The following is a 26,867-nucleotide window of genomic DNA, read 5'->3' as shown; positions in this document are numbered from 1 at the left end:
ACAATCAATTCATTCACCCAAATTTCAATGAAATCAATGCTTTTTGCATATATAAAAATTATGGTCTATTTTACTTATACTCCCATTTGTTCGATGAATTTAACTTGTCACAAGGGTATCTGAATGATCTCTAAGTCCATCGAAAGCCGCTTCCGCCGCAGCGCCTCAGTATGCTGCTCAATGACCAGCTTCCCAATGAACTCGGCCCCCATGAGGCTTTCGTTAGCGCCGTCAACCGGCACCCTTCGGGCACGGTCGCTGTTGCCACAGGTAATGGAACGATCCAGGTTTACAATGCTGCCGGAGAATCAATACGCACTTTCTACGCAGGGGATTGGCCAGTTCAACTGTGGTTTTCGGTGGTCGGACAGGTATTGTTTGCAAGGGTTCGTGGCGACGTGATCCACCAGTGGAGTCTGTCCTACAAAAGCGAACTGAAGACGTACCAGTGAATAGATGGGATATCCGACGTCGACTGGGAGCAACTTACCCAGTGAATTATTTAGTGACTCGCTCTCACATTGGCTAAATGGGAATCAACTTAAAGGCATCTATGGGAGCTCCAGCCAAATCACAGTGTGACTTTAATTAATACAAGGTGGGATTGTAAATACCATATCGTCTTTATTCCCAAGAAAAGGCGAAAGATTATATTTGGAACGTTAAGAAAATATCTGGGAGAAATATTTCACGAATTGGCGCAGCAAAAAGGAGTAGTGATAGAAGAGGGGCACTTAATGAAGGATCACGTCCATATGTGTTTGAGCATACCTCCAAAGTTAGCGGTTTAAAATGTAGTAGGTTACCTGAAAGTAAAAAGTGCAATATCAATAGCTCGAAATTTTAAAGGTAAACAAAAGAATTTCGCAGGGGAAGCCTTTTGGGCTAGAGGGTATTTTGTATCTACAGTAGGACTTGACGAAGAAATGGTTAGGGAATATATCCGAAATCAAGAAAAGAATGACGTTGACAGAGAGCAGCTAAAATTCGGTATTTAACGCGCCTTTGGCGCTTACTTTAGCCTTTTTAGGGCGTCATCTAATAAGCCCCCGGCTCTGCCGGTGGTACTTTAACTAACCTGATGTGAGGGGCTGCTCCAGCTCAGGTTGATGTTAACTTATGAACGTTTATTATTGCTAAGGTATTGATTTTCCTCACATAAACCTATGATAGGTAAATAATGTAGTACTTTCATTTGTGGGTCGATAATAATGTGATCTTGTAGACTTACATCCAATGTTATTTGGTCATCTATTGTGGTGTAGATGGCACTTTTACCATTGATTGAGATGGTAATTGGCATCGGGAACGCTAGGTTGTCAGGTGTTTGCCATTTAAGAATTAACTTATTATCTGTTCGAGTCTGCTGTAGTTCTGGTAAAGCAGCTCTTTTTAAATACACCTCAAATAGCCAAGTGTAATCTTCGCCAGTTACTGTGTTAACGATATCGATGAAATCTTGAGTATTCCTATATCTAGGCGTAATAGGGAAGGGCAAGTTGTGAGTATCATCTGTGGCATACAACAATTTGCGATTGGCTTGCCAAAAAAGTTCATCTCCTATCAGCCATTTTAGCGTATGTAAGGTCCAGCCTCCTTTACCGTAGATATCAGAATTAAAGGCTTGGTCTGACGTTATGACCCCTTCCTTAACCAAAGGCTGACAATTAACCAGTCCTAAGTAGGATTGATACATGGCATGGGAATAAGCGGCTTCACCAAATTTGTATAGGCTGTAAATGGGCTGCATGTAAAAACCAAACCCTTCGTGTAACCAAGCATCGTTTAGTTGTTCGTGGGTAATGAGATTCCCAAACCATTCGTGAGCGAGTTCATGGTGTAATAACCAATCAAAGCCATTTTTGTCCCTTAGATACTTTTTGCCATAGGCGTTGATGGTTTGATGTTCCATGCCTAGGTGTGGTGTCTCTACAAAGCCTAACTTTTGGTCACCCCAAGGGTAGGGACCCAGAAACGCTTCGAAAAAACTGATTTGTTGTAATAAGTCGTCTTCAATCAAGGTTTTGGCTTTATCTGTGTTTTCGTTTAGTGCCCAAAACTCTATAGGCACCGATTCACCGTTTATGCTGGTGTAGGACTGTTGAATGCGCGTAAATGGGCCAATATTAAGCGCTATATTATAATCACTCGCGGGAACAGATAATGTCCAATTAAAGCGGTGTTTATCTTCGCCAATATTGTCTATCGATTGCAAAACACCATTAGTCACCGCGCTAACTGATTTAGGCACAGTTAAGGAAATCTCCATGCTATCGGCTTTATCAGCAAAATGGTCTTTGCATGGCCAGAATAGATCACACCCTTCACCTTGCACCGCTGTGGCTATCCAAGGTGTGCCATTTTCGGTTTCGCTCCAAACAAAGCCGCCAGACCAAGGTGCGCGAAGGGCAATATGGGGTTTACCTGAATAATGCACGGCTACCTTGACTGAATCTCCGCTGGTTTTAGGCTCTGCTAGGTTGATGGTTATAATGCCGCCAGCACGCTCATAACTGACTGTTTTTCCTGCAACTGATACATTGGAAATGTCGAAACGACTATCTAGTTTTAATTCAATTTGTGATGTGTATTGAGTGATTAAAAAGTGACTACGTCCAACTCCAGCAATGCTTTTACTGTGTGGGAATATTTCTAAATCTAAGCCGTAGCTAATGACATCTGTACGGTTAGCTAAATCTGAAAAAGCTTGGCCTGTGTCACCAATTATCGGGTCAAGGGGCGCGATCGAGGTACAAGCCGTCAAGATAATTAAACCACTACAAGTCGTCAATTTTCGAAACATTTTCATTGCATATGTCACAACAATCGTCCAGCCTAATTCCTGAATATGTGTATCTTTACATGACTTGAACAACAGCACCAGTTTGCAGGTAAATCTCTTGGTTTTATTCACTAAATTGCTTATCACCAATATATTGAGTTTAAACCGTGCTTTTTTCTGATTGGCGCATATTATCTAAGGAATTCAGGTTTGTGTTAAACATGTTTGATGCACTTGACTGATTTAGTAAGTTGTAATACCCAAAACCTAAGGTACCTTTTATAGCAATTATGATGGCAACTATGATAGCAACTAAGAGGTCAATCCACTTTTACTCTTTGGAGCTTGGGAGCGAGATGAGGTATTCTATACCCATGCCACCTCAAAATGCGCGTTTCAGAACGACTGGGGCGCTTCAATTCAAGGCGCGTCAATGACTGAATGTCGGTCACCTTCTGAATTGGCGCAACGAAGAAGTGGAGTGCCCCAGCCGTTCCCTTCGGGCGGGTTTTAAAGCGATTTAACCGTTGTTGGCCATTTTTGACTTAGATTGCTAAGCCTGCAAATAGCCGCCTAGTCTAAATCGCTTTAAACTCCCGCTGAAAAATGTGTATGGAACACATTTTAACAACCGCAGGTTGGCCTATGGTGAATACCATGGATGGTATTCATAATCCGTCATTTTGAGGTGGTATGGGTATATACTTCAATTTCGGTGGACATGTTCACTTCCTTGTTAAGTAAAGTTAAGTCAAATTGGAAATGACTGAAAAAGCAAAAGTTACGCTTAAAAAGCCTTTGTTTTATGAAAATGTAAATTAGGATATTGATATGAATGAAATTTCACAGGAACATTTTCTTGAATTAAGTAAAATGTTACCCGAGCTGCGTTTTGAATATGCATTGGCACAAATGATCGAAAAACAAAACCTTTGGGGATTGTATGGTGAAAGCGGTTGGGTGATGCTCAAGGCTGATGACGATGCCTGTATACCCGTTTGGCCTCATAAAGAATTTGCTGAGTCTTGGGTGAAAGATGAATTTCCTAATTGCCAGCCTAAAAAAATTGATTTTGTGGAATGGATAGACACATGGCTTCCGGGAATGAAAAACAACAATACCTTAGTATTGGTTTTCCCATTAGGTGATGATGAAGAAGGGATCATGCTTGAGGCTGAAGAAATGATCAGTTGTATTGAAGAGGATTTAAAAACGCTAGCGGCAAACGATCCTAGCTAAATGTCACTAAGTAAGATGTTATCTGGACTGGGCGATCAATACGCCCAGTTCAATGTGTATATCGCCAATTATCGAATATTAAAATAATGCGGCTTGTAGAATTGATAAAACAACTGAGGGGGGCATCATTCACTTTATAGTAAAGGCACCAACTTAGTGCGTTTGCACCTGTTTGGTCTTTAAAAAAACAAATTGTTTACAAGTTTATTTTTAACTTCTTGATATGTATGGTCATTAAATTTGGCTCATGGCTTGCTAAAGCAAAGTTATGAAAGATGATTATTATGGATCGGAAAGATAGCTTGCAACATATCGCCTTGTCTAAAGAACAAAAAAACGTGATAGCAGAATTGCGCATTTTGTTGATTGATGAAAATCGCCAAAGAGCGGAGTCATTAACGTCAGCTCTAAATAACTCTCGATACAAAATTAGTCACTTAGTCAATCCCGACATGTCGCTGTTAAAACAGGTGGATGAGATTCAGCCAGATATTATTGTGATTGATATTGAGTCTCCCAGCCGCGATATTTTAGAAAGTTTAAGTACCATTTCTCACTACAACCCTAAACCCGTAGTGATGTTTTCTGGCGAAAAAGATACTGACACCATTAATCAATATATTGAATCTGGGGTTAGCGCATACGTTGTCGGCGATTTGCAAGCTGAAAGGGTAAAACCGATTTTGGATGCAGCTGTAGCGCGCTTTCGTGAATTTCAAAAATTAAAAGTAGAGTTAAGTGACACCAAACAACAGCTAGCCTCGCGAAATCTGATTGATCAAGCTAAACGATTATTAATGAAGAAAAAGAATCTATCGGAAGATGACGCTTTTAAAGCCATGCGCAAGACAGCTATGGATACAGGGCAAAAATTGGATGACGTGGCGAAAACTCTTATTTCTTTTCTCAACACTATTTAAGGTATTAGGTCAAAAGTATGATTGAACCTGAACAAACAGATTTAACCTTAGGATTTATACCACTGACAGACTCGGCACCATTAATTGTGGCCAAAGAAATGGGTTTCTTTAGTCAGTGGGGACTGAATGTTAAATTGCAAAAACAAAATTCTTGGGCAACCTTAAGAGACAAATTACACGCCGGATTATTAGACGCCGCTCAAATGTTAGCGCCCATGCCATTAGCCAGTTCATTAGGATTAGGTTGTGCCAAAGTAAAAGTGATCACACCTTTAGTACTTAGCTTAAATGGCAACGCTATTACGTTGTCAGAAAAATTACACCAAGAGATTTTAAAAGAAAACAACCTCGTCCATGTGACGTTGCCTCTTGCTGCCTATCTATTACAGAAAGTGATTAGCGTGCGCAGAGAACAAAACCGTCCGAAGCTAAGGTTTGCTACCGTGTTTCCTTACAGTTGTCATTATTATCAGCTCAGAGATTGGTTGGCTTCTGCGAATATTTCAGAGGCAGACCTAGACATAGTGGTTGTGCCACCGGTGAATATGGTGGCATTTTTACAAAGTGGTGAAATTGATGGTTGTTGTGTTGGGGGACCTTGGAATGCCAAAGCTGTCAGAGCAGGGATTGGTTTAACCGCTTTGACTTCATTTGATATTTGGCAAGATAGCCCTGAGAAAGTCCTAGGATTATTAGCTAGTTTTCAGCAGACTAAACCCAATACCGTTATCGCTTTAACCGCTGCGTTAAAACAAGCCTGTATTTGGTTAGAAAGTATTCCAAATCGATTTGAGGCTGCACGTTTATTGAGTTCAGATCAATATTTAGACGCGTCTGTTGATGTGATTGCACCCTCATTAATTGGCAGTTGTCTAACCCATATCACTATGCCGCCTCGTGCTATCCCTTCCTATAATCAGTTCTCCAAATCTAGCAATGGCTCAATCAATGTGCCTGAATATATTCGAGGTGAATGGTTAATTAGTCAAATGAGAAATGCAGGGCAGCTGAAAAACATTGAGGTACCGGCTGATCTAGTCAGAGATGTATTTAGACCCGATATCTATCAGCAAATGCGCTTGAAACTCGAAGACCAAGCAGTGCAATTTTATCGCAGGTCAGGTTAAACAAACATTAGGTTGATACGTCCTTGGCCCATTGCTTTTTATGGGGAGGACTGTTTTTAAACTAGAAAATCCGCTCACAGAATAGGTTTATCTTTTTTTATTATGTTTATCTCTCCACATGAGAATACCCAAAAAACACAAAGGCACTGCGGTAGTGCAAATATGCACCCCTTTGGTAATAATACTGTTTGGACAATCCGATGCTTATTTGTTAACTTATTGAAAATAAAGGAATATAATAGTTGGCATTGTTACTGCAATACCATAATTGAATGAGAGACTTCTTATAACAAGAATAATTGTCCTCAATAATTAGAAGACGTTAAGCGTCCATACGCGTTAAACAAACAATTGTAATTATGCGATGAAGCGTTGTTACAAATAGGCAATGCAGCCCGCAAAGACTTTCCGTGTCCTGGAGTCTTTGCGGGTTTTTTTTTGGCTAATAAAAATCGGAGTAAGAAATGACTAATCTGAAGTTATTAAGTTCGTTAAAACGAGTTGTTAAATCACTTCGTGTAGGGGTTATCTCAACGGTTTTAAGCGGTTCAGTTATCGTAACCGGTGTATCAGCACAAGAGTTGGGTTGGCCAGAGAAGGAAGAATTAAAATTTGGATTTATTAAATTAACCGATATGGCACCCCTTGCGGTGGCTTATGAAAAAGGCTACTTCGAGGAAGAAGGCCTTTATGTGACGCTTGAAGCACAAGCGAACTGGAAAGTATTACTTGACCGGGTGATTGATGGTCAGCTTGATGGTGCGCATATGTTAGCGGGTCAACCTTTAGGTGCAACTATTGGTTACGGCACTAAAGCAGATATCATTACAGCCTTTAGCATGGACTTAAATGGTAATGCCATCACAGTTTCCAATGATATTTGGAAAGAGATGAAAAAACATGTACCTCATGAAGGTGGAAAGCCCGTTCATCCAATCTCAGCGGATTCGCTTAAACCAGTAGTAGACGATTTCAAAAGCAAGGGTAAACCTTTCAAAATGGGCATGGTGTTTCCAGTATCTACTCATAACTATGAGTTACGTTATTGGTTAGCTGCTGGTGGTATTCACCCTGGATTTTATGCGCCCCATAAGGGTGATACGAGTGGACAAATCAATGCTGACGCCTTGTTGTCTGTTACGCCCCCACCACAAATGCCTTCTACTATGGAAGCTGGCACTATTCACGGTTATTGCGTAGGTGAGCCTTGGAATCAACAAGCGGTATTTAAAGGGATTGGTGTGCCAGTTGTGACCGACTATGAAATTTGGAAAAATAACCCTGAAAAAGTCTTTGGTGTGAGCAAAGGATGGGCTGAAAAATATCCTAATACCCATGTTCGTGTGGTTAAAGCGATGATCAGAGCGGCTATGTGGTTAGACGAAAATAACAATGCTAATCGGCCCGAAGCGGTAAAAATTCTCGCGAAAAGTCAATATGTTGGTGCTGATTATGAAGTGATTGCTAACAGCATGACAGGTACATTTGAGTACGAAAAAGGCGACAAGCGTGATGTGCCTGACTTCAATGTATTTTTTCGTTACAACGCGACTTATCCCTTTTACAGCGATGCCATATGGTACCTGACACAAATGCGTCGCTGGGGACAGATCTCGGAGCCTAAAGCTGACTCTTGGTATAAAGATATCGCCAAACAAGTTTACCGTCCTGATATTTATGCTCAAGCTGCTAAGGCTTTAATAGCTGAGGGTAAAGCCAAGGCGGTTGACTTCCCTGAGTTTGCAACAGAAACAGGTTTCAAACCTGCTCAGATACACTTTATTGACAATATTGTGTATGACGGAAGCCAACCTAACGCTTATTTAGAAAAATTTGCTATCGGTCTTAAGAATGATAGCAAAATCTAACTAGCTATTTGAGCTGATGGGGAATGCTCCATCTAGCGCGGAGTGTTCCATATGAGTAAACAACAAACGGTTCCTATGATTTTTAATCAGGTGAGAGACATAAACTGGCCAACCCTTAATCAATTTTTAACTGCCACAGCACTGCCTATTGTTGGAATTGTGATATTCCTTGGGTTATGGAGCTTAATGGCAAAGAATATTGATACGTCTTTGGGCACGTTTCCTGGTCCTGGGGCAGTGTGGCAGCAGACTATCGTGTTAGTTGATGAGCATAATACGCAGATGGAAAAAGCCAGCAAGTTTTACGATCGTCAAGAACAACGCAACGCCGCCCGTTTAGCTAAAGACCCAAGTTATGCGTCGAAGATTAGGGATTTTACCGGTGCGCCCACTTTCTTTGAGCAAATTTGGACCAGTTTATACACTGTGATGGTGGGGTTTATTGTTGCTTCATTGTTGGCCATTCCGATAGGAATTTTGTGTGGGTTAAGTAAAAATGCTTATACGGCTATTAACCCATTGATCCAATTATTTAAACCGGTATCACCTTTAGCATGGTTACCCTTGGTCACTATGGTGGTAAGTGCTGTGTATGTCAGCTCTGATCCGATGTTTTCAAAATCGTTTATTACCTCCGCAGTAACCGTTGCACTGTGCTGCTTGTGGCCCACTTTAATCAACACTGCTGTGGGTGTATCGAGTATCGACAAAGACCTAATTAATGTAAGTAAAGTGCTGCGACTTAACGGCTTATCACATGTGACTAAGATTGTATTACCTTCATCGATCCCTGCCATTTTTACCGGTTTACGTTTATCCCTTGGGATTGGCTGGATGGTTCTGATTGCTGCAGAAATGCTCGCCCAGAATCCTGGTTTAGGTAAGTTTGTGTGGGATGAATTTCAAAATGGCAGCTCAGAGTCATTAGCCCGTATTATGGTGGCAGTATTAACCATTGGTGTGATTGGTTTTGCGTTAGACAGAATAATGTTAGCGCTGCAGAGAACATTTAGTTGGGACAAGAGTGCGGTATTGCGTTAAGCCTTTTGTTTAGACGTATAGTCACCAAAAATTTTGACTGGTAGTAACCAAAAGTATATTCGAGGATAAAGTAATGAGTCACAAACATCATTTAGAGTTGACACAAGTAGGCATGGATTTCCCCACTGCTAAGGGACCATTTAACGCTTTGCAAGACGTTAACCTGCGTATCAATAAAGGTGAGTTTATTTCATTGATTGGTCACTCTGGCTGCGGCAAGTCAACAGTTTTGAATATTGTTGCTGGTTTATATCAAGCAACTAAAGGCGGCGTTATCTTGGATAACCAAGAAGTAAACGAACCCGGCCCAGAGCGAGCGGTGGTATTTCAAAATCACTCGTTACTACCTTGGTTGAGTGCTTATAAGAATGTTGAGCTGGCGGTTAAACAAACCCCAAATGGTCGCTCAAAAAAAGAAATAAAAGAGTGGGTTGAGCATAATCTTGAATTGGTTCATATGAGTCACGCTGCTGACAAGTTACCCGCTGAAATATCAGGTGGCATGAAACAACGTGTTGGTATTGCAAGAGCATTAGCAATGGAGCCAAAAGTATTGTTGATGGATGAGCCTTTTGGAGCCCTTGATGCCTTAACTCGCGCTCATCTGCAGGACTCAGTTATGGAAATCCATGCACAGTTGGGCAATACCGTTATTATGATTACCCATGATGTGGATGAAGCCGTGTTACTTTCAGACAGAATTGTGATGATGACTAATGGTCCTGGGGCAGTATATTCCAATTAACAAATGAGTCTTAAGTAAGTAAATTTTTAGGCTCGTTTATTCTGTTCAAAGATCTGGTTAAATAATTCATTACGTTCTTTTTGAAGTAATTCAGCACAAGCATTATCTGTCATTTCCATAGCTTGCTCATCTAGTATTTCAAAATGAAAGTCTGCTTTCAAATATGTTTTGGCATTGGGTAAAGATTTTAGTTTTTCATAGGGCGTCATCATACTTTTGTAAGGGTAAGTTTTACGTTGTTTCCCTTTATCATCAGTGGTGACTTCAGGAAAGAAACAAGGTCTATGATAATTGATATACGGGTAAAGATATTTTAAATTAAACGTATTGATTAACGGTGCCCATTTCTGTGGAATATGTGTGTAACCAAACTGTTTTCTTACAATTGATGCATTTTTACTTTCTGCTAAGGCATTATCGTTTGAGTGTCTTGAGCGTGATTTAGTGAGCTCTATTTCAAGTTTGGTGAGTAATTTACACACGTGTTTGTTGATGTATTCAGAGCCATTATCTGAATGAAACCCTTTGATAATAAAAGGAAATGCGGCCATCATTTGCGTTAGTACTGGAATGAGGTAACGCTCACTAATACGTTCAACTGAGCAAACAACCTCAAACTGTGTCACCTCATCAACTGCATTAATATGATACACGCCTTTTTGTTTATCTAGGTCTCCTTGGTGCACGGTATCAATACGAATATAGCCAGGCTCGCCGTTGGGTTGAGGTTTACGCCGTTCGCCAATAGGCACTTGTCTTGATTGTGTTTTTGTGAAGTGTCTGCGTTGTTTTTGGTAGCCTTGAGAGTGCCTCAAGTTATATAAATGTGAAACAGAGATAGTGGCAAGCATTTGGTATTCTGATTGCTCAAACGTATTGTAGGCACGCTCCAACAGCTTTTTAGTGGCATGACCACAGATATCATCATGCCTTGCGTCCATTTCAGCCAGTAGCTTAATATCCTTTGTACTGTAAATGGTTGAAAAGCCGTTAGTTCGGCAAGGTTGCCAGTTAATTCTGCCGACGTCCTTGTATTGTTTTATCAATCGAGTGAGTTGCTGCCGCGAGTAGCCTGTCACCTTTTTAAGGTATTGATTGACGATCCCTTTGTCGGTTTTTTTTAACGTGATATAGCGAAATTTTATCAATGTTTTTTGAATGAATTGATATCGCTGATTTTTATCACCTAAAACGGTAAAGGCGACGGCTTGGTTACCTTGAATAAAGCGTTCAAGCTCTTCAATAGTGGTGAGGTTTTCTATATTCATGATCGCTTGCATCTTATGATCATGAACAGAATTTAAGTCTTTAGACGCATTTCATTTTGGAAACACGCAATTAGTTAAGACTCATTTCATATTGGACAAGGCTGGGGCTACTATTGGTGAGATTTTATCTATAGAATTAGACAGGCCTAGGAACCGCATCGAATTAGCTGATAACCAACAATACAATCACTATCGCCACGAAGTTCTTAAGTTTTTATACGAAAAGCAGCGCAAAGTGGAATCTGTTGACGAACACCGTAAAAAACAATCCAAACGCAAGAGTGGGGCAACTCAAAGTAATGTGGCTTAGTCACAATATTACCTCATAACTTTTATTCAATAAAATTATATAACTGTTAACAGCAAACTCTGTGACAAAACAGATCTGTGCTTAAATCTAGAGAGAAAACCATGAAAACAACCATTAAGAAAATGAACAAACATGCTATCAATATTGCTCTAGCAATAGTACTTGTTGGCTCTGCTACTAGTCAAATGGCATACGCAGAAGGATTTACTGAAGCACTGACCTCAGGTAAGGGAAGTGTTAATTTAAACTTGCGTTACGAAAGTGTAGACCAAGATAACGCCCTTGAAGATGCCAGTGCGCTGACATTACGTACATTATTGGCTTATGACACTGGCAGCTACAAAGGATTTTCGGCTAAAGTTGAAATGGAAGACACTCGCATTGTGCTAGGCCAAGGCGATTATACTGTTGGACCAACCGGCTATAACCTTGGTCTATATTCAGTGATTGCAGATCCTGAGCACACTGAATTGGATCAAGGTTACATTCAGTATAAAAATGCTGGTTTAAGTGCAAAATTAGGTCGCCAAGTGATCACTATGGACGGACATCGATTTGTTGGTCATGTTGGCTGGCGTCAAGATAGACAAACCTTTGATGCGTTATCTGCAAAATATTCCGCTGTAAAAGACTTAACGTTGCAATATGCTTATATTACTCAGAGAAACCGTATATTTGCTCAAGACGCTGATTTAGATTCAAAAGATCATTTAATCAACGCGTCTTACAAAACATCAGTGGGAACATTGACAGGTTATGGCTATCTACTTGAAGTTGATAATAATACCGATAATGCTTTGGATACTTTTGGTATTAGCTTTGCTGGTAGCACTAAAGCGGGTGATACTAAGGTGTTATATCGCGCCGAATACGCCAGCCAGACCAGTGAGTCAGCGGTGGCGGACTTTGATGTTTATTATTTAAACTTTGAAGCTGGGGTCGTGTTTAGTGGTATGACTGCTAAAGTTGGCTACGAAGTGCTGGGTTCAGATAACGGTGCCTTTGGATTTTCTACCCCTTTAGCCACTTTACATAAATTTAATGGTTGGTCTGATCAGTTTTTGGGCACGCCTTCACAAGGATTAGTCGATACTAGCTTTATGTTAGCTGGTAAAGTATTGGGTGGCGGGTGGACAGCTGTTTATCATAAATTTGACGCTGATGAGGCCAGCGAAAGCGTTGATGATTTAGGCAGTGAACTCAACTTATCATATGTCAAAAAATACGCTAAATATTACACCGCAGGTATCAAATATGCGGCGTATTCTGCTGGGGATATCAAAGTAGACACTGATAAAGTTTGGATATGGGTTGGCGCTAAGTTTTAATAATATGTAATGATGAAAAAAGAGGTCAACATTATGAATAATGTTGACCTCTTTTTTATAACATTATCTAAAGTAAGCATATGACCGATGGTCAAATTGTTAATTAGATTAGAGAACTAATTCAGTCTAAAGATTGTTGGCTTTTCGATTGTCCAAACTTAGCCAACCTGTACCTATGCTTGAAACCATAAGTAGTCCAGCCATGATCCCCATATTTTTAAAGAAGTTTTGAGTTTCGTGGGTGCGTTCTAAACTTTCCGCCATACTCCAAAAGTCGTGCATGTAAATACTTATCACTAGAGTTAACCCCGCTAAAATAAAGGCCGCTAACTTGCCTTTAAAGCCAATAATAATCGCCAAACCTAATAAAATTTGTATAACGATAGTAACAGGCAATAAAAATGCAGTAGCAGGCACACTGTGCGCCAGCATATAGTCTGTCATTGTTTGATAGTTGGTTATCTTCTGTAATCCCGGCAGAATAAAATAGGTGCCCATTAACAGTCGACCTAATAACAAGCAGATATTTTCAATTACGCGCATTGGTTATCCTCAAATTTAGTAAATTTTAGTGCATTATTACACTAACAACTTGCTAACATGATGCTTTAAACAAATGGAGAATACTATGAGCCAACACCATAAAATTAATTATATTGAAATTCCAGTAAAAGCCTTGGCTTCGAGTAAAGCCTTCTTTAATAAAGTGTTTGGTTGGACATTTGTTGATTACGGGGACGACTATGCGGCGATTACTGGAGCTGGGATAGATGGCGGTTTATACGTTTCTGAACATAATGTGTCTGCGGATAAGGGCAGTGTGCTAGTTGTGTTATACAGTGATGATTTAGTGAAAAGCCAAGCCGCAATAATATCGGCTGGAGGCACAATTAAAACGGCCACCTTTGAATTTCCAGGTGGCCATAGGTTTCACTTTTGCGATGGAAACAACAACGAATATGCGGTGTGGAGTGATAAGTAACCCTAAGGTACTTGTCACCTTTTAAGTCTAGCTGGGTTGCACTGATTGGTTAGCCAGAAAAGCCGCTATCTTCTGGCATGTTTTTTCCTTCAGCTGCTTTACGAGCAAGTTGATCACAAGCTTCATTTTCCGGATGACCAGAGTGACCCTTTACCCAAAACCAACTCACTTTATGTTTAGCAACTTGTTGGTCTAAACGTTTCCATAAATCGACATTTTTGACTGGTTTTTTATCTGAGGTACGCCAGCCATTTTTGCGCCAATTTTTAATCCACTGGTTAATCCCATTTTTAACGTACTGGCTGTCAGTCGTTAAGTTAACAGAACACGCCTCATTTAAAATTGCGAGTGCCTCGATAGTGGCCAGTAATTCCATTCTGTTATTGGTGGTATGTTTAAACCCTTGACTGAGTTCTTTGCGATGCTGGTCAAAAATCATCACGGCACCATAACCACCAGGACCGGGATTACCTAGGCAGGAGCCATCGGTAAAAATTTCTACTTGTTTCATATGAACCTAATTTAGTGGATAAATGTCAGGAATTTTTAATTCAGCGCAGTATAATGGCCAAGATTGTTAATGCTACAAAATTCTATAAAGTAAATTATAAAGAGCTTGAAATGCGCCAAATTGTATTAGATACCGAAACCACTGGATTAGATCCTAAACAAGGACACCGCATCATTGAGATAGGGTGTGTGGAAATGATTAACCGACGTCTCACGGGGAAAACCTTTCACGTGTACATTAATCCACAGCGGTTGGTCAAACAAGAAGCGATAGGGGTGCACGGGATCACCAATGAATTTTTGGTAGACAAGCCCGTATTTAACAACATAGCCAAAGAATTTATTGATTTTATTAGCGGTGCGCAACTGGTGATCCACAACGCACCATTTGACATCGGTTTTATGGATCATGAGTTCAATAGGCTCTCAGGTTTGGCAGTCAAAGAGTCTGCTAAAATGTGTACCGTGCTCGACACTTTGGATTTGGCAAGAAAGCTCCATCCTGGGCAAAAGAATAATCTTGATGCACTGTGTAGGCGTTATGGCATAGATAACTCACATCGAGAGAAACACGGCGCGTTATTAGATGCAGAGATTTTGGCTGATGTGTATCTAATGATGACAGGGGGGCAAACTGACCTCAATTTAAGTGGTAAGGCTAGTGGCGAAGGTGGCGTTCAAGTAGAAACTATTCGCAGGCTGTCTGCTCAAAGAAAACCGTTAAAGGTTGTTATGGCAACGGCCGATGAATTAAATAAGCACGAAAGTCGATTAGACTTGGTGGCTGAAAAAGGTGGCGCCTGCGTATGGCGTCAATAGTGATAAATAGTGACAAAACAGTGGGTTGAGTAAACATGTTGAAATGGGTCGTATCTGCTCATATTTTGTGGTTTTTTCCTTACGTGAGCTTGTCGGTACAAGCTATTCCTCAAATTAAGCAGGACAGCGCCCCATCTTCAATTAATCAAGCTATCAGTCAAGATCGAGATCCGCCCCTTACGCAATTAGGTTCCGATTACCAAAATGGAATCGAGTTACTGCAAAACCGTTTTAGAATCGATTTCGAAGTTGAAGAAATTACCATGATATTTTTTCGTGACTTCGGTTCTGCACCTATAGTTTTAGTGCAGCCTGATGGTTCCAAAATTTTTCAATCCAGCGCCGATGGTAGCGACGTTTTTTGGTTTGATAGCAGTACTTATGACATGATCAGCATTAAAAATCCGATGCCAGGGCCATGGCAAGCGGTTGGTCAGATTTCCCCTGAAAGTCGAGTTATGGTGATCAGTGAGCTAGCATTACATGCTGAGCCTTTACCTAATATTATTTTTTCTGGTGAAATCCTTAAACAAACGGCCTACTTAACCAACAATGGTGTGCCGATTGACTACACTGCATTTAGAGATGTGGTTGAACTGACTATTTCATTGGCTAGTACAAATAATCCCAATTTTAATAATTTTGGCGCCAATAAAGAAATCATCGCCTTTTTTGAAGACAACGGTAAAGGCATGGATGAAAGACCATTAGATGGGGTCTTCACTGGGCAATTTAATCTTGCCATTGCCGATGGCGAATGGATCCCTACATTTACTGTATCTACACCTATGTATAGCCGTGAGCAAGTCGATCCTGCACTTATGCTGTTGACCAATCCAATTAAAGTGAACGTTGAGCTTGATGGCGGCGGCGATGGTTACCATAAACTTACAATAGATGCCCAGCGTGAATATGTGGATATGTCTACGTTATTGATTGATGGGAAAGTGCGCTTTCCGAATGGCGACATTCAGAACTTTTCTATTACCGATATGTCATCTGACGTACGTGAGTATCTAATTGTCAATTCCGAATATGGAGTATACCGCGTTAAGTTAACGGCTTATGGAAATACCACTGAAGGCAGAGCGTTTATTTTGGATGTGCCTGAATATAGCTTCCTATCAGAAGAACCAGAGCCGGTTGTTGTTGCTGTCGATAAAGCTGTTGTTGATGCCTCTATAACGGACAATGCTAATGAAAAAAGTGCAATGCCTGAACAAGAAGTCACATTAACTGCTGAGAAAATGGCAACATCGACACTTGTAACGTTGATTGTGAGTATTAATCTGTTTATTTTGGTAGTGGGTGGTGGGCTAATTTGGTGTCTAACCTTAGACAAAAAGCCCGAGTTTAATTTTATCAAAAAATTCAAAAAACCAACCAAAAAACCTGCCAATGTACAAGGTGACTCAAAAATAGCGGGGTTGTTTGGAAAAATATTTAAACGTAAAGCTAAACCCAAAGAAACAACAGTAGAAAATAAGCCAGAAAAAAAAACTGAGTCCAACCCTGAGTTTATGGACTTATCCCTCCCTAAAGAATAAATGTATGCACGCTTAATCGACAAATTGTTCAATACTACAGCAATCAAGGCTTTTAACTGAATTTCGTGCTAAAAAGCTATTGACTAGTATGGGGTGAACCCGTATTATCTGCGCCGCGGTTGAGAAGGGATATCCTTTATTTCTTATCTAACTGCTTGATAATGTTAAAGATTGTGGAGTGGTAGTTCAGTTGGTTAGAATACCGGCCTGTCACGCCGGGGGTCGCGAGTTCGAGTCTCGTCCACTCCGCCAACTTTAATTTTGTCTAATTACTGAGTAGCGGCACTTTTTACCGTCAGGTTTAAACGTAAAACTATAAAGTAATGTTTTGATTACGGCTGGAGTGGTAGTTCAGTTGGTTAGAATACCGGCCTGTCACGCCGGGGGTCGCGAGTTCGAGTCTCGTCCACTCCGCCAACATCAAAACAAAATACAATTTATATGCGGAGTGGTAGTTCAGTTGGTTAGAATACCGGCCTGTCACGCCGGGGGTCGCGAGTTCGAGTCTCGTCCACTCCGCCAATAAATTGATTGTTAGCTTCTTCTGGCTTAATAATTCCTTTTTGTCTCTATTAACACTACGTTATCTGCTGATGGTTTGATAAGCTTGTGTTATGCCTCTTATCCATACTTATATGATGCTCTTGACGCCATCCTCTGAGATTTAATTCCTATGTTTTTGTTGTTTTTATATATCGTTATCGCGTTAGGTTTTTCGTTTATTTGCTCAATTGCAGAAGCGGTTATCCTGAGTATTTCTTCTGCATATATTTCTGTGTTAGAAAAAAGTGGCCATCCGTCTGGGAAGCTGTTGAAAAAACAAGTCAGCGATATCAACCGGCCACTTGCTGCTATTTTAAGCTTAAATACCATTGCGCATACTATGGGCGCTGCTGGTGCTGGTGCTCAGGCCGCTGTAGTGTTTGGCGATGCTTATCTAGGGATTGCCTCGGCTATATTGACTTTATTGATATTGGTATTCTCGGAAATCATTCCTAAGACACTTGGAGCAACCTATTGGCGTAAACTTGCGCCAGCTACAGCTTATTTTTTAAAGTATTTAATCATTGTTTTGTGGCCTTTTGTACAAATGGCGCAAAAAATGACATCCAAAATGCAGGACGAGTCGCCTCTTATTGGTTTGAATCGAGATGAACTCTACGCCATGACTGCGTTGTCTTTTGAGGAAGGTCAAATTGCCGCTCGCGAGGCGACAGTTATGCAGAACTTGCTTAGTTTAAAACAAGTTAAAGTTCGTCAAGCAATGACCCACAGAACGGTGGTTTTTTCGTTACCTGATACCAAGACTGTTGAACAGTTTTTGGAACACCATGCGGATGTGTCATTTTCACGGATACCTATCTATGAAAATGGCGAGCCAGAGAAAATTACCGGCTATGTTTTAAAGTCCGATATATTATTGGCTTATGCCCGCGGCAATAAAGACAAAGAGCTCAAAGCTTACCAAAAGGACATGGTCACCATATTAAGTAGTATGTCCTTAGCCAATGCATTTGCCCCTTTGCATTCACAACGAGGAAACATGTTACTTATCGTCGATGAATATGGTGGTTTAGAGGGGGTGTTAACCGTTGAGGATTTAGTCGAGAGCTTGTTTGGTATTGATATCATTGATGAAAGTGACCAAGTGGTAAGTATGCGAAAATTAGCGCGAATATTGGCGAAAAGAAGGGAAAAGAAACGTCTTCGTAAGTACCAGAAAACAAACAGTTCTAATGCAAACTAGGGAAATGTGCTGATTATGAGTGAGTTACTCAGATGTACCAATCTAACTAAAGAATACAACGATGGAGATAATAGCGTTAAGGTGCTAAAAAACATCAATTTCTCGATTAATATAGCCGAACAAATTGCCATTGTGGGAAGTTCAGGTTCTGGTAAAAGTACATTATTGCACTTGTTAGGCGCGCTGGATAAACCTACATCAGGGCAAGTCACGTTTGAACAACAAGATATCTTTACTTTTAGTAGCAACCAACAAGCTCAATTTCGCAATCAATCTCTTGGATTTGTTTATCAATTTCATCATTTATTACCCGAGTTTAGTGCGCTAGAAAACGTAGCTATGCCATTATTAATAGCCAAAAAAGCCATCAAACAAGCAAATGAACTGGCTATGGCGATGTTAGATAAGGTCGGGTTGTCCCATAGGTATTCTCATAAACCTGCTGAATTATCGGGTGGCGAGCGGCAACGAGTGGCAATTGCCAGAGCCTTAGTGTCCCAGCCTAAGTTGATACTCGCAGACGAACCGACAGGGAACCTCGATCAAAAAACTGGTGAAAGTATTTATCAGTTACTCAGTGACTTACGGCAGCAAATGCATACCAGTTTTGTGGTTGTGACTCACGATACTCAATTAGCCAAAAGATTAGACCGCACTTTATATTTAGTTGACGGCTGTTTGACAGATACCCAAACCCCATCTGTGGCGAGTACCCTTTAGTGCATCTGGTTTGGTTGTTGGCGTGGCGTTTTCGTACAAATAAACGTCAAAATGGTTTTATTTCCTTTATTTCTGCTTCTTCGACCTTTGGTATTGGCTTAGGGTGTTTTGTTCTTATTTTATTGTTATCGGTAATGAATGGTTTTGAAAAAGAATTAAAAGACCATTTGTTGTCTGTTATTCCCCATGCAGAGTTTAAATCCGTTCATGCAAGTGGCATTAAAAATTGGCCTACGGAAGTAGAGGCTTTAATGCTGCATCCTGAAGTGATCTTTGTTGAACCATACGTTAACGCTACAGGTATGTTGCAAAAAGGCAATAAAATGAAGGCCGTGGAGATGACAGCTATAGATCCTCTTTATGCCGCGGATGGCGTCATTCCAAGTTTAGTTACAACACAGCAGTGGCAGCAATTCCAATCTGATGAAAGTGCCACTATGTTAGGCATAGGTCTGATGCAAAAACTGGGTTTGTCTGTGGGTGATAAAGTACAAATTTTATTGCCTCAGTTATCTGAAGATTTAAGTTTAAGTGCGCCAACAACATTACGACTTACTATTATTGCCAGTTTAGATATGGGCGGCGAACTCAGCAATCATCTTGGCTATATGCATATGTCCTTAGCTGCACAGGCACAAAATATTAAGTATGGTGCACAGGGTATACGTTTAAGGTATCGCGATGCTTTTGTTGCCCGGGAATTAACCCGCGAAATTGGTTATGAATTAACACCTGAAGTCTATATGTCTGATTGGACTATCAATGATGGCAATCTCTATCAAGACATTCAGCTGGTAAGGGCAGTGGTGTATATCGCATTAAGTTTGGTTATCGCAGTTGCGTGTTTCAATATAGTGTCGACTCTGGTGATGGCGGTAAACGAAAAACAAAGCGAAATTGCCATGCTTAAAAGTATGGGCGCAAAAAACAGCCTAATTATCTCAGTGTTTATGTTGCAAGGTACCTTTAATGGTCTGATTGGCACAGTAGTGGGCATAATATTAGGCGTTTTGACGGCGATTAATTTAGCGGCTATAGCACGTTTTATTGAAAATTTATTGGGTGTGCAATTCTTATCAGGTGATGTTTATTTTATTAATTTTTTACCTTCAGAATTAAACTGGAACGAAGTGTATCTCACTGCTCTAATCGCCATGGTGTTGAGTGTTTTAGCCACGCTTTATCCCGCAATAAAAGCCGCTAGAATTAATCCCGCAACAGTGTTGGGCCATTAATTTGTTTTTTGAGCAAGGTTAACAAAAATAGGTGAATTATAGTTTTTAGGCGTTTTTAGGCGCTGTTACTTACAATGAGTTGGGGTAATTTAGATGTCAAAAAAGACTATCGATGTAAAAACCCGTAGGTCACCGAGCAAAAAGACTGGGCGGCAGGTGTCACTGCTGTCATGTCGGCATATAGAAATGTCAGTGCTAAAGTCGGACCTATTAGAGGCACTAAATTACTGGCTCAACTAAATCAAATTGAAGGCTTTGACTGCCCCGGTTGAGCTTGGCCTGATCCTTATTAAAACGTTCAACCTTCGAGATTTTTGAAAATGGAGCAAAAGCAGTCGCTGACGAGGCAACGTTAAAGCGAGCAACGGCAAAATTTTTTGCCAAACATAGTGTTGATGACTTAAAACAGAAATCTGATCGTTGGCTAAATGCGCAAGGACGTTTAATTGAACCTTTATTTTTAGCCGAAGGTGCAAGCCAGTATCAACCATTAAGTTGGTCGGAAGCACTGACCCAACATAAAAATGCAGTCGCTAATATTCAGCTGATGACCAACTTTTTAATGTTACAAGGCAATATGGGTAAACCATGCGCCGGGGTATGTCCGGTGCGTGGTCATAGTAATGTGCAGAGTGATCGTACTATGGGAATTTGGGAGAAACCGTCAGCGACTTTCCTTGATGCCTTAAAGCAAACTTATGATTTTAATGTACCCAGACAATATGGCTACGACACCATAGAAACTATTCAAGCTATGGCCCAAGGGCAGGTTAAAGTATGGTTTGCCTTAGGCGGTAATTTTTATCGTGCTACCCCCGATCATAGAGCCACAAAACAGGTTTTGCCAACTGTGAATTATCGGTACAAGTTTCCACTAAATTAAATCAATCTCACCTTTACACCGCAAAAAACGCCTTGATATTACCAGCACTTGGTCGAACTGAAATCGATCAACAAACATCTGGGATCCAAACTGTTACGGTAGAAAATTCTATGGGTGTGGTGCAAACTTCCCACGGTAAAATACCGCCTGCTTCTAACTTACTCAAAAGCGAAGTCGCCATTATAGCTGATTTAGCCAGCTTAACTTTTAATCCTTTGGCTCCTCTGTGGTGAATTATTTTTGATGTTTAGCCTAAGAATCCGCGCGACCCATAAACTTAGTTTCAGCTGTATTCACTTTGATTTTTTCGCCACTGGCAATGTATTCAGGGACTTGAATTACAAGACCTGTGGTCAATGTAGCTGGTTTAGTACGAGCACTGGCCGATGCACCTTTGATAGACGGGTCGGTTTCTGTGATTAGCAACTCAACAGAGGCAGGCAGTTCAATACCGACTGGCTTTTCTTCAACCAATAAAATCTGCAGGCCCTTAGTATCTTCGGTGATGAAAGGTAATTCTTCACTGATGGTTTCAGAGTTCAAAGAATAAGATGAATAGTCTACGTCATCCATAAACACATATTCGTCGCCATCAACATAAGAAAAGCTCACTTTATTTCGATGAAAATCCACTAAGTTGAGCATTTCATCTGATTTAAAGCTCTCGTCTGCCTTAGCGCCTGTGCCCACTTCATACAAACGCATTCTATATAAACTGGCACCTGCGCGACCGCTTGGTGTCATTTTATTGATGTCTTTAACAATATAAGTTTTGCCATTAAGTTCAACGGCGGCATTCTTTTTAATTTCACTGGCTTTTGGCATGGAGCACACTCTTTTATATTTTGTGGCAAAAAATACCATGAAAATAAAAATAGGCAAGGTAAGTTGTGACTAGAACCAAAACTTTTCACTCGTTAGTTGTCATGCTTTTTGGCATAATCTCAGCCTAGGTTTTTACACTTCCATTATTTATTAAGGCGCTATGTCCAAAACATCATCTTTGTTTGCTGTAGATGGCAAGTTATCTGAGGCTATCGACGGGTTTGTTCCGCGCCAAGCACAAACTGATATGGCAGTTGCCGTTGAAAACACCATCAAAAATAAAGCACCTCTTATTGTTGAAGCGGGCACGGGCACGGGGAAAACCTTTGCTTATCTAGCACCTGCGTTATTGTCTGAAAGAAAAACTATTATCTCCACAGGCACTAAAAATCTGCAAGAGCAACTTTTTCATCGTGACTTACCTTTGATAAAGAAGGCGCTAGGTTCCAACAGCAAGACTGCTCTGCTAAAAGGCCGAGCCAATTATTTGTGTTTACATAGATTAAGGCAACACGGTGGAAATAGCACGCTAGTTGATAGACAAACGTTAACTGAACTCACGCAAGTTAGAGTCTGGGCTTCGAGTACTAAGACCGGTGATATGGGCGATATGAGAGCACTTGCAGAAGACGCTAAAGTGTTACCTTTTGTCACCTCTACAGCGGATAACTGTTTGGGTAAAGATTGCCCAGATTATGAAGACTGCTTTATGGTCAAAGCGCGACGAAAAGCCCTAGATGCCGATGTGGTTGTGGTTAATCACCACTTGTTTTTTGCAGATATGGCTTTAAAGGATACTGGTTTTGGTGAGCTTATCCCTGATGCGGATCTCGTGGTATTTGATGAAGCCCATCAAATACCTGATATTGCCAGTGAGTATTTTGGTGAGACGTTTTCTAGCAGGCAATTGCAGGATATCAGCCGCGATGTAGAAGTGGTGTATCGCACTGTACTCAAAGACGCCAAACAATTACAAAGTGCTGCTGAAAAATGCAAAATGATTGCTGCAGATTTGCGTATTTTATTTCCTGAAAATCCAGGCAAGGGTAATTGGCGTCAAATGTTATCTCGGGACGATGTACAAATTCAGATCAGGAAATTAACTGACAGTCTAAACGTATTCTATGAAGTGTTAAAATTACATGTTGGCCGAGACAAAGACTTAGATAATATTTTTGAGCGTGTGTCCGAAACTAAAGGTAAATTAGCGCGTTTAACTGATACCACACAATTAGGTGTGAGCCTTTGGTACGAAACGACTATGCGGCATATTGTGCTGCATTTAACGCCTTTGAGCATCTCCCAAAAATTTGCTGATTTTATTGCAGAGCCAAAACGCAGTTGGGTCTTTACTTCTGCCACATTAATGGTTGATGGTGCTTTTACCCATTTTCAAAAGCAAATGGGTTTAGACAATGCCACCACTTTGTCTTTAGACAGCCCCTTTGATTATCCCAATCAAGCCATGTTATGTGTGCCTCGTTTTTTGCCAGAACCTAATGCCAGGGAAATGCGCGCCACCTTGTTGGATATCTCTATCAAATTGGTTAAAGCAAGTCGTGGCCGGTGTTTTTTATTGTTTACCAGCCATGCCACACTTAATGCCATTGCCGACCAGTTAAAAGATAAAATCGACAATCCTATTTTGGTTCAAGGCTCCACTACTAAACGCGCATTGCTGGAAAGTTATTTAGAGAACAAAGATGCAGTGTTGTTAGGGACAGGTGCATTTTGGGAGGGGGTTGATGTACGAGGTGATGATTTGACTTGCGTGTTAATTGATAAATTACCTTTTGCTTCACCAGATGATCCGTTATTGCAGGCAAGAATCGAAGATTGTCGGAAAAGTGGCGGCAATCCTTTTGTACAATTACAAATTCCTCAAGCTGCTATTGCCTTAAAACAGGGGGCAGGGCGCTTGATCCGTGACGAAACGGATAAAGGGGTGTTGGTTATTTGTGATCATCGTCTGGTTACCAAAGACTATGGCAAAATCTTTATGGGCAGTTTGCCAGATATGCATCGCACCCGAGACTTACAAAAAGCAGTGGATTTTTTACACGACATTCACAGCGACAAAGATCAAGTGGAAACTCAAGCATGAATATTTTAATTATCGATACTGCTACTGAGGCCTGTTCAGTCGCCCTTGAGGTCAACGAACAGGTTTTTAATCGATTCGAAGTCTGTCCACAGCAACACAGTCAACGTATATTGCCGATGATTGATGAGGTGTTAACAGAAGCGGATGTGACACTTCAAAATTTGGATTATTTAGCCTTTGGGCGCGGCCCCGGAAGTTTTACTGGTGTGCGAATTGCGACTGGCGTGTTGCAGGGATTAGCTTTAGGTACGGGTCATAAAGTGGTGGGTATATCAACCTTAGCGGCAATGGCACAACAAGCTTATGTGCAAAATAAGAGTGAACTGGTGACTGCAGCCATAGATGCTCGTATGTCTGAAGTGTATTTTGGCCAGTATCAACTGCAACAAAATGTCATGACATTGATTGGGGAAGAGCAAGTGATACCACCAGAGGAAGCACTAGTGTTACTCAGTGGTCACTTGGAAATGGCTGGCGTTGGAACTGGGTGGCAGGCATATCCTGTATTAAATGGAGTCTCTAAGGTTGAGGTGTTAACCCGTGTTTTGTATCCAAATGCTGTGTATATGTTGCCCTTAGCTAAGGCATTAATAGCCGATGGTCACGCTGTTGAAGTGGAAGATATCCAACCGGTTTATTTACGTGACAAAGTGACCTGGAAAAAATTGCCGGGACGAGAGTAAATACTGAATGCAACAATCTGGAACAATTCTTGTATCTATTTGGGGTTGTAGGTTGGGGTTGTAGGTTTGTAAACTATTATTGCTACAGATTAGGAAAAGTTGTTGAGTATAGAGTCACTATCTTTATTAAAAGCATCTGATATTGCCCGTTCCTCTCGGGACAAGCCCCGTGAGCTAAAGTCAGATAAAAGCCAAGATGACATTCTAGTCACTTCTCAAGTTTCTATTATTCGTACTGGTGATAGCGAAACATTTGAAAAAGCCGCTTCTTTTAAACAACAAACTGACTCACTTTCTAACAATAATTTAAATGAAAAGTCAGCTATCGCCGCTTATCAAAGTATGGAAAAAGAGCAGCAACGCCAGGGCATTCAATTATTATTGGGTGTCGACACCTTCGTTTGATCTATTCTTCGTTCTGATAGATATAAAAATAAAGCCAAAATTCAGTAGCTGTTCAGTTACTATAAATAAAATAACAGATAAACATATCCTGTTTGATCTATCTGAGGAAAATTATGAATATTCGTATATGTACAATATTAGTCGCCTTGTTTCTGGTTGGCTGTTCAACATTTCCTGACAAGCTTCAGCTTGATGATACTACCCAGTTAATCTCTTATGAGGATGCCGGGTCAAAGGCCGAACAAGTCAAAGGTAAAATGTTGCGATGGGGGGGAGCTATCGCAAAAGTCGAAAATAAACCTGATTCCACTGTTTTTGAAATGGTTTATTACCCGTTAAATGGTTATGGGCGACCTGTTTCAGGTGATGAAAGCATGGGACGTTATCGTATTGTTATTAACGGCTTTATGGATCCTATGGTCTATCAAGTTGGACGTTTGATGACATTTACCGCGCAGCTGAATGGTTTAGAAAAAGGCTTAGTAGGTGAACACGAATATGTGTTTCCAACAGCAACTGTTGAGGCCTATTATTTGTGGAAAAATGTGCAGCGTATAGATGTGAGAGGTGTGCATGTATGGCCATATCAATATGGATATGGATATTATCCTCGCCCTTATCATAGAAGTTTAATTATTCACAACTCAAGTAGAAATAGCAGTCATAGGGTTCAGGCAACACGTCCAAGTGGTGCCACAAATTACCCTAAACCTGTGAATACAAAAAGAACTAAAAGATAACGGTAACTTTTTGCCAAGCAGGCAGAATATCGCTGGTTAAGCGGCAAGCTATTGCCGCTTTTTTGTGTTTAAAAAGGAAAATACGTGCAACAAGCCCTTGAATTTCCCCTTGCCAATATCACCCTTCGTGGCATCGGTTATGGTGATCCCACTAAACCCATGATTTTGGCATTGCATGGTTGGTTAGATAACGCCGCAAGTTTTCAGCCTATTGCTGAGTACCTTACTGATTATTATATTCTGGCATTAGACATTACTGGTCATGGATTGTCTTCCCACCGAAGTGATGGTGCTCACTACCACCTTATTGATTTTGCTTACGATTTATATGAATTGGTCGATTCACAAGGTTGGCAAGCATTTATATTGATGGGGCACTCTATGGGTGGCATCATTTCAACTATTTATGCGAGTTGTTTTCCTGAACATGTGAGTAAACTTATTTCAATTGAGTCGTTCGGGCCGATGACAAAAGATACCCAAAGTAGCCCAGTCCAACTTAGGGACTCCATTCTAAGCAGATTAAAAGCCCAACAAAGTGAAGCTAAACATCCTAGCAGTATTGAACGAACGGTCGAAGCCAGAGCAAAGGTGGGGGATATCAAATTAGAGTCTGCAAGATTATTGATAACTCGCAATATCCGTGAGGAAAATAAACAATTATTATTTAATACAGATAGGCGTTTACGTACTTTTTCATCCCTTAGAATGACAGAATCACAAGCAGAAGCTTTTATGGGTAATATTCAATGTCCCATGTTAGTAATAACGGGCGATCATGGTTATGAATCCATGCGAACCATTTTACAAAATAGGCTGGACTGGGTTGAAAATTTAACTGTTGCAGAATGTGAGGGGTATCATCATTTACATATGGACAATCCCCAGCCAGTCGCCGAAAAAATTGTCGGATTTTTAAGCTGAATCTGAACTGGTCTTAGTTGTTAAACAATTGTTGATTTATTTTTGCAGAAGCTTTAGGTAGAATCTATTGTAGTTTCATATTTGTTTAAAATAATTATATGTTGGTTTGGTACCT

At 40.6% G+C, this 26,867-nt stretch carries 23 protein-coding genes, 3 tRNA genes and 4 pseudogenes; 25 read left to right on the top strand and 5 right to left on the bottom strand.

What is annotated here, in order from left to right; genetic code table 11:
• Window positions 1–170: 170 nt before the first annotated feature.
• Together CXF95_RS19295 and tnpA are read left to right on the top strand one after the other, a co-directional pair.
• Window positions 171–452 carry a hypothetical protein gene (locus tag CXF95_RS19295; RefSeq protein WP_101200218.1) on the top strand — a complete coding sequence of 94 codons (282 nt, stop codon included), beginning with the start codon at window positions 171–173 and terminating at the stop codon, window positions 450–452.
• Between the two features lie 126 nt (window positions 453–578).
• Window positions 579–998: pseudogene (gene tnpA, locus CXF95_RS19290) on the top strand (IS200/IS605 family transposase).
• Between the two features lie 119 nt (window positions 999–1,117).
• Here tnpA and CXF95_RS19285 read toward each other — a convergent pair.
• Window positions 1,118–2,914: a M1 family metallopeptidase gene (locus tag CXF95_RS19285; protein WP_232787938.1), complete on the bottom strand. Its 1,797-nt coding sequence runs from the start codon at window positions 2,912–2,914 to the stop codon at window positions 1,118–1,120.
• A 699-nt stretch (window positions 2,915–3,613) separates the two neighbouring features.
• On the opposite strand from CXF95_RS19285, the gene CXF95_RS19275 reads away from it, so the two are divergent.
• The 6 genes and pseudogenes from CXF95_RS19275 to CXF95_RS19250 form a co-directional block, all read left to right on the top strand.
• Window positions 3,614–4,021, top strand: a complete 408-nt coding sequence (locus CXF95_RS19275) for a DUF2750 domain-containing protein (protein ID WP_101200217.1) — start codon at window positions 3,614–3,616, stop codon at window positions 4,019–4,021.
• Between the two features lie 284 nt (window positions 4,022–4,305).
• On the top strand, window positions 4,306–4,941 hold the full coding sequence (locus CXF95_RS19270) for an ANTAR domain-containing response regulator (RefSeq protein WP_101200317.1): 636 nt from the start codon (window positions 4,306–4,308) through the stop codon (window positions 4,939–4,941).
• A 17-nt stretch (window positions 4,942–4,958) separates the two neighbouring features.
• Window positions 4,959–6,068, top strand: coding sequence for a CmpA/NrtA family ABC transporter substrate-binding protein (locus tag CXF95_RS19265; protein WP_101200216.1), 1,110 nt, complete (start codon window positions 4,959–4,961; stop codon window positions 6,066–6,068).
• 464 nt (window positions 6,069–6,532) lie between these two features.
• The gene (locus CXF95_RS19260) at window positions 6,533–7,936 is read left to right on the top strand and encodes a CmpA/NrtA family ABC transporter substrate-binding protein (RefSeq protein ID WP_101200215.1); all 1,404 of its coding nucleotides are present in this window, start codon (window positions 6,533–6,535) and stop codon (window positions 7,934–7,936) included.
• Window positions 7,937–8,011: 75 nt separating this feature from the next.
• A complete protein-coding gene (locus tag CXF95_RS19255) occupies window positions 8,012–8,977 on the top strand; it encodes an ABC transporter permease (RefSeq protein ID WP_369809331.1) in 966 nt (321 codons plus the stop codon).
• A gap of 73 nt (window positions 8,978–9,050) precedes the next feature.
• A pseudogene (locus CXF95_RS19250) lies at window positions 9,051–9,707 on the top strand (ABC transporter ATP-binding protein); the annotation flags it as partial.
• Between the two features lie 41 nt (window positions 9,708–9,748).
• Here CXF95_RS19250 and CXF95_RS19245 read toward each other — a convergent pair.
• Complete coding sequence (locus CXF95_RS19245; RefSeq protein WP_101196919.1) at window positions 9,749–11,002, bottom strand: DDE-type integrase/transposase/recombinase; 1,254 nt, start codon at window positions 11,000–11,002, stop codon at window positions 9,749–9,751.
• A gap of 46 nt (window positions 11,003–11,048) precedes the next feature.
• On the opposite strand from CXF95_RS19245, the pseudogene CXF95_RS30820 reads away from it, so the two are divergent.
• Together CXF95_RS30820 and CXF95_RS19235 are read left to right on the top strand one after the other, a co-directional pair.
• Window positions 11,049–11,300, top strand: a pseudogene (locus tag CXF95_RS30820) (ABC transporter ATP-binding protein); the annotation flags it as partial.
• 101 nt (window positions 11,301–11,401) lie between these two features.
• A complete protein-coding gene (locus tag CXF95_RS19235) occupies window positions 11,402–12,628 on the top strand; it encodes an alginate export family protein (RefSeq protein WP_101200213.1) in 1,227 nt (408 codons plus the stop codon).
• 126 nt (window positions 12,629–12,754) lie between these two features.
• Here the strand turns inward: CXF95_RS19235 and CXF95_RS19230 are convergent, their stop codons facing one another.
• The gene (locus tag CXF95_RS19230) at window positions 12,755–13,171 is read right to left on the bottom strand and encodes a DoxX family protein (RefSeq protein WP_101200212.1); all 417 of its coding nucleotides are present in this window, start codon (window positions 13,169–13,171) and stop codon (window positions 12,755–12,757) included.
• A gap of 85 nt (window positions 13,172–13,256) precedes the next feature.
• On the opposite strand from CXF95_RS19230, the gene CXF95_RS19225 reads away from it, so the two are divergent.
• Window positions 13,257–13,610 (top strand): VOC family protein, encoded by a 354-nt coding sequence (locus CXF95_RS19225; RefSeq protein WP_101200211.1) that lies wholly within the window; start codon window positions 13,257–13,259, stop codon window positions 13,608–13,610.
• A 49-nt stretch (window positions 13,611–13,659) separates the two neighbouring features.
• Here the strand turns inward: CXF95_RS19225 and rnhA are convergent, their stop codons facing one another.
• Window positions 13,660–14,121, bottom strand: a complete 462-nt coding sequence (gene rnhA / locus CXF95_RS19220; protein WP_101200210.1) for a ribonuclease HI — start codon at window positions 14,119–14,121, stop codon at window positions 13,660–13,662.
• A gap of 110 nt (window positions 14,122–14,231) precedes the next feature.
• Between rnhA and dnaQ the strand changes: the two genes are divergently transcribed.
• From dnaQ to CXF95_RS31560, 9 genes and pseudogenes are all read left to right on the top strand, one after another.
• Window positions 14,232–14,939 (top strand): DNA polymerase III subunit epsilon, encoded by a 708-nt coding sequence (dnaQ, locus tag CXF95_RS19215; protein WP_101200316.1) that lies wholly within the window; start codon window positions 14,232–14,234, stop codon window positions 14,937–14,939.
• A gap of 35 nt (window positions 14,940–14,974) precedes the next feature.
• Entirely contained in the window at window positions 14,975–16,486 is a 1,512-nt protein-coding gene (locus tag CXF95_RS19210) for a TIGR03503 family protein (RefSeq protein WP_101200209.1), read from the top strand.
• A gap of 175 nt (window positions 16,487–16,661) precedes the next feature.
• A tRNA-Asp gene (locus CXF95_RS19205) sits at window positions 16,662–16,738 on the top strand.
• Between the two features lie 88 nt (window positions 16,739–16,826).
• Window positions 16,827–16,903 (top strand) — tRNA-Asp (locus tag CXF95_RS19200).
• A 28-nt stretch (window positions 16,904–16,931) separates the two neighbouring features.
• Window positions 16,932–17,008: transfer RNA gene (locus CXF95_RS19195), tRNA-Asp, on the top strand.
• A gap of 151 nt (window positions 17,009–17,159) precedes the next feature.
• Window positions 17,160–18,233, top strand: a complete 1,074-nt coding sequence (locus tag CXF95_RS19190) for a CNNM domain-containing protein (protein ID WP_101200208.1) — start codon at window positions 17,160–17,162, stop codon at window positions 18,231–18,233.
• 15 nt (window positions 18,234–18,248) lie between these two features.
• Window positions 18,249–18,953: a lipoprotein-releasing ABC transporter ATP-binding protein LolD gene (gene lolD, locus CXF95_RS19185; protein WP_101200207.1), complete on the top strand. Its 705-nt coding sequence runs from the start codon at window positions 18,249–18,251 to the stop codon at window positions 18,951–18,953.
• Complete coding sequence (locus tag CXF95_RS19180) at window positions 18,953–20,188, top strand: lipoprotein-releasing ABC transporter permease subunit (RefSeq protein WP_101200206.1); 1,236 nt, start codon at window positions 18,953–18,955, stop codon at window positions 20,186–20,188. Before lolD ends, CXF95_RS19180 begins: the two co-directional genes overlap by 1 nt.
• Before the next feature lie 93 nt (window positions 20,189–20,281).
• Window positions 20,282–21,277: pseudogene (locus CXF95_RS31560) on the top strand (molybdopterin-dependent oxidoreductase); the annotation flags it as partial.
• 46 nt (window positions 21,278–21,323) lie between these two features.
• Here the strand turns inward: CXF95_RS31560 and yeiP are convergent.
• Complete coding sequence (gene yeiP / locus CXF95_RS19170) at window positions 21,324–21,896, bottom strand: elongation factor P-like protein YeiP (RefSeq protein WP_101200205.1); 573 nt, start codon at window positions 21,894–21,896, stop codon at window positions 21,324–21,326.
• Window positions 21,897–22,056: 160 nt separating this feature from the next.
• On the opposite strand from yeiP, the gene CXF95_RS19165 reads away from it, so the two are divergent.
• The 5 genes from CXF95_RS19165 (at window position 22,057) to CXF95_RS19145 (ending at window position 26,752) form a co-directional block, all read left to right on the top strand.
• Window positions 22,057–24,000 carry an ATP-dependent DNA helicase gene (locus CXF95_RS19165; RefSeq protein WP_101200204.1) on the top strand — a complete coding sequence of 648 codons (1,944 nt, stop codon included), beginning with the start codon at window positions 22,057–22,059 and terminating at the stop codon, window positions 23,998–24,000.
• Window positions 23,997–24,683: a tRNA (adenosine(37)-N6)-threonylcarbamoyltransferase complex dimerization subunit type 1 TsaB gene (gene tsaB / locus CXF95_RS19160; RefSeq protein WP_101200203.1), complete on the top strand. Its 687-nt coding sequence runs from the start codon at window positions 23,997–23,999 to the stop codon at window positions 24,681–24,683. The genes CXF95_RS19165 and tsaB overlap by 4 nt, the downstream gene beginning before the upstream one ends.
• Window positions 24,684–24,785: 102 nt before the next feature.
• Window positions 24,786–25,088: a hypothetical protein gene (locus CXF95_RS19155; RefSeq protein WP_101200202.1), complete on the top strand. Its 303-nt coding sequence runs from the start codon at window positions 24,786–24,788 to the stop codon at window positions 25,086–25,088.
• 113 nt (window positions 25,089–25,201) lie between these two features.
• The gene (locus CXF95_RS19150) at window positions 25,202–25,828 is read left to right on the top strand and encodes a Slp family lipoprotein (protein WP_101200201.1); all 627 of its coding nucleotides are present in this window, start codon (window positions 25,202–25,204) and stop codon (window positions 25,826–25,828) included.
• An 84-nt stretch (window positions 25,829–25,912) separates the two neighbouring features.
• Entirely contained in the window at window positions 25,913–26,752 is an 840-nt protein-coding gene (locus CXF95_RS19145) for an alpha/beta fold hydrolase (RefSeq protein ID WP_101200200.1), read from the top strand.
• Window positions 26,753–26,867 lie beyond the last annotated feature (115 nt).

Source organism: Paraglaciecola sp. MB-3u-78, assembly GCF_002835935.1.
GTDB lineage: Bacteria > Pseudomonadota > Gammaproteobacteria > Enterobacterales > Alteromonadaceae > Paraglaciecola.
Note: the sequence above shows the minus strand (reverse complement) of the source record. Positions and strands in the feature narration are given on the sequence as shown.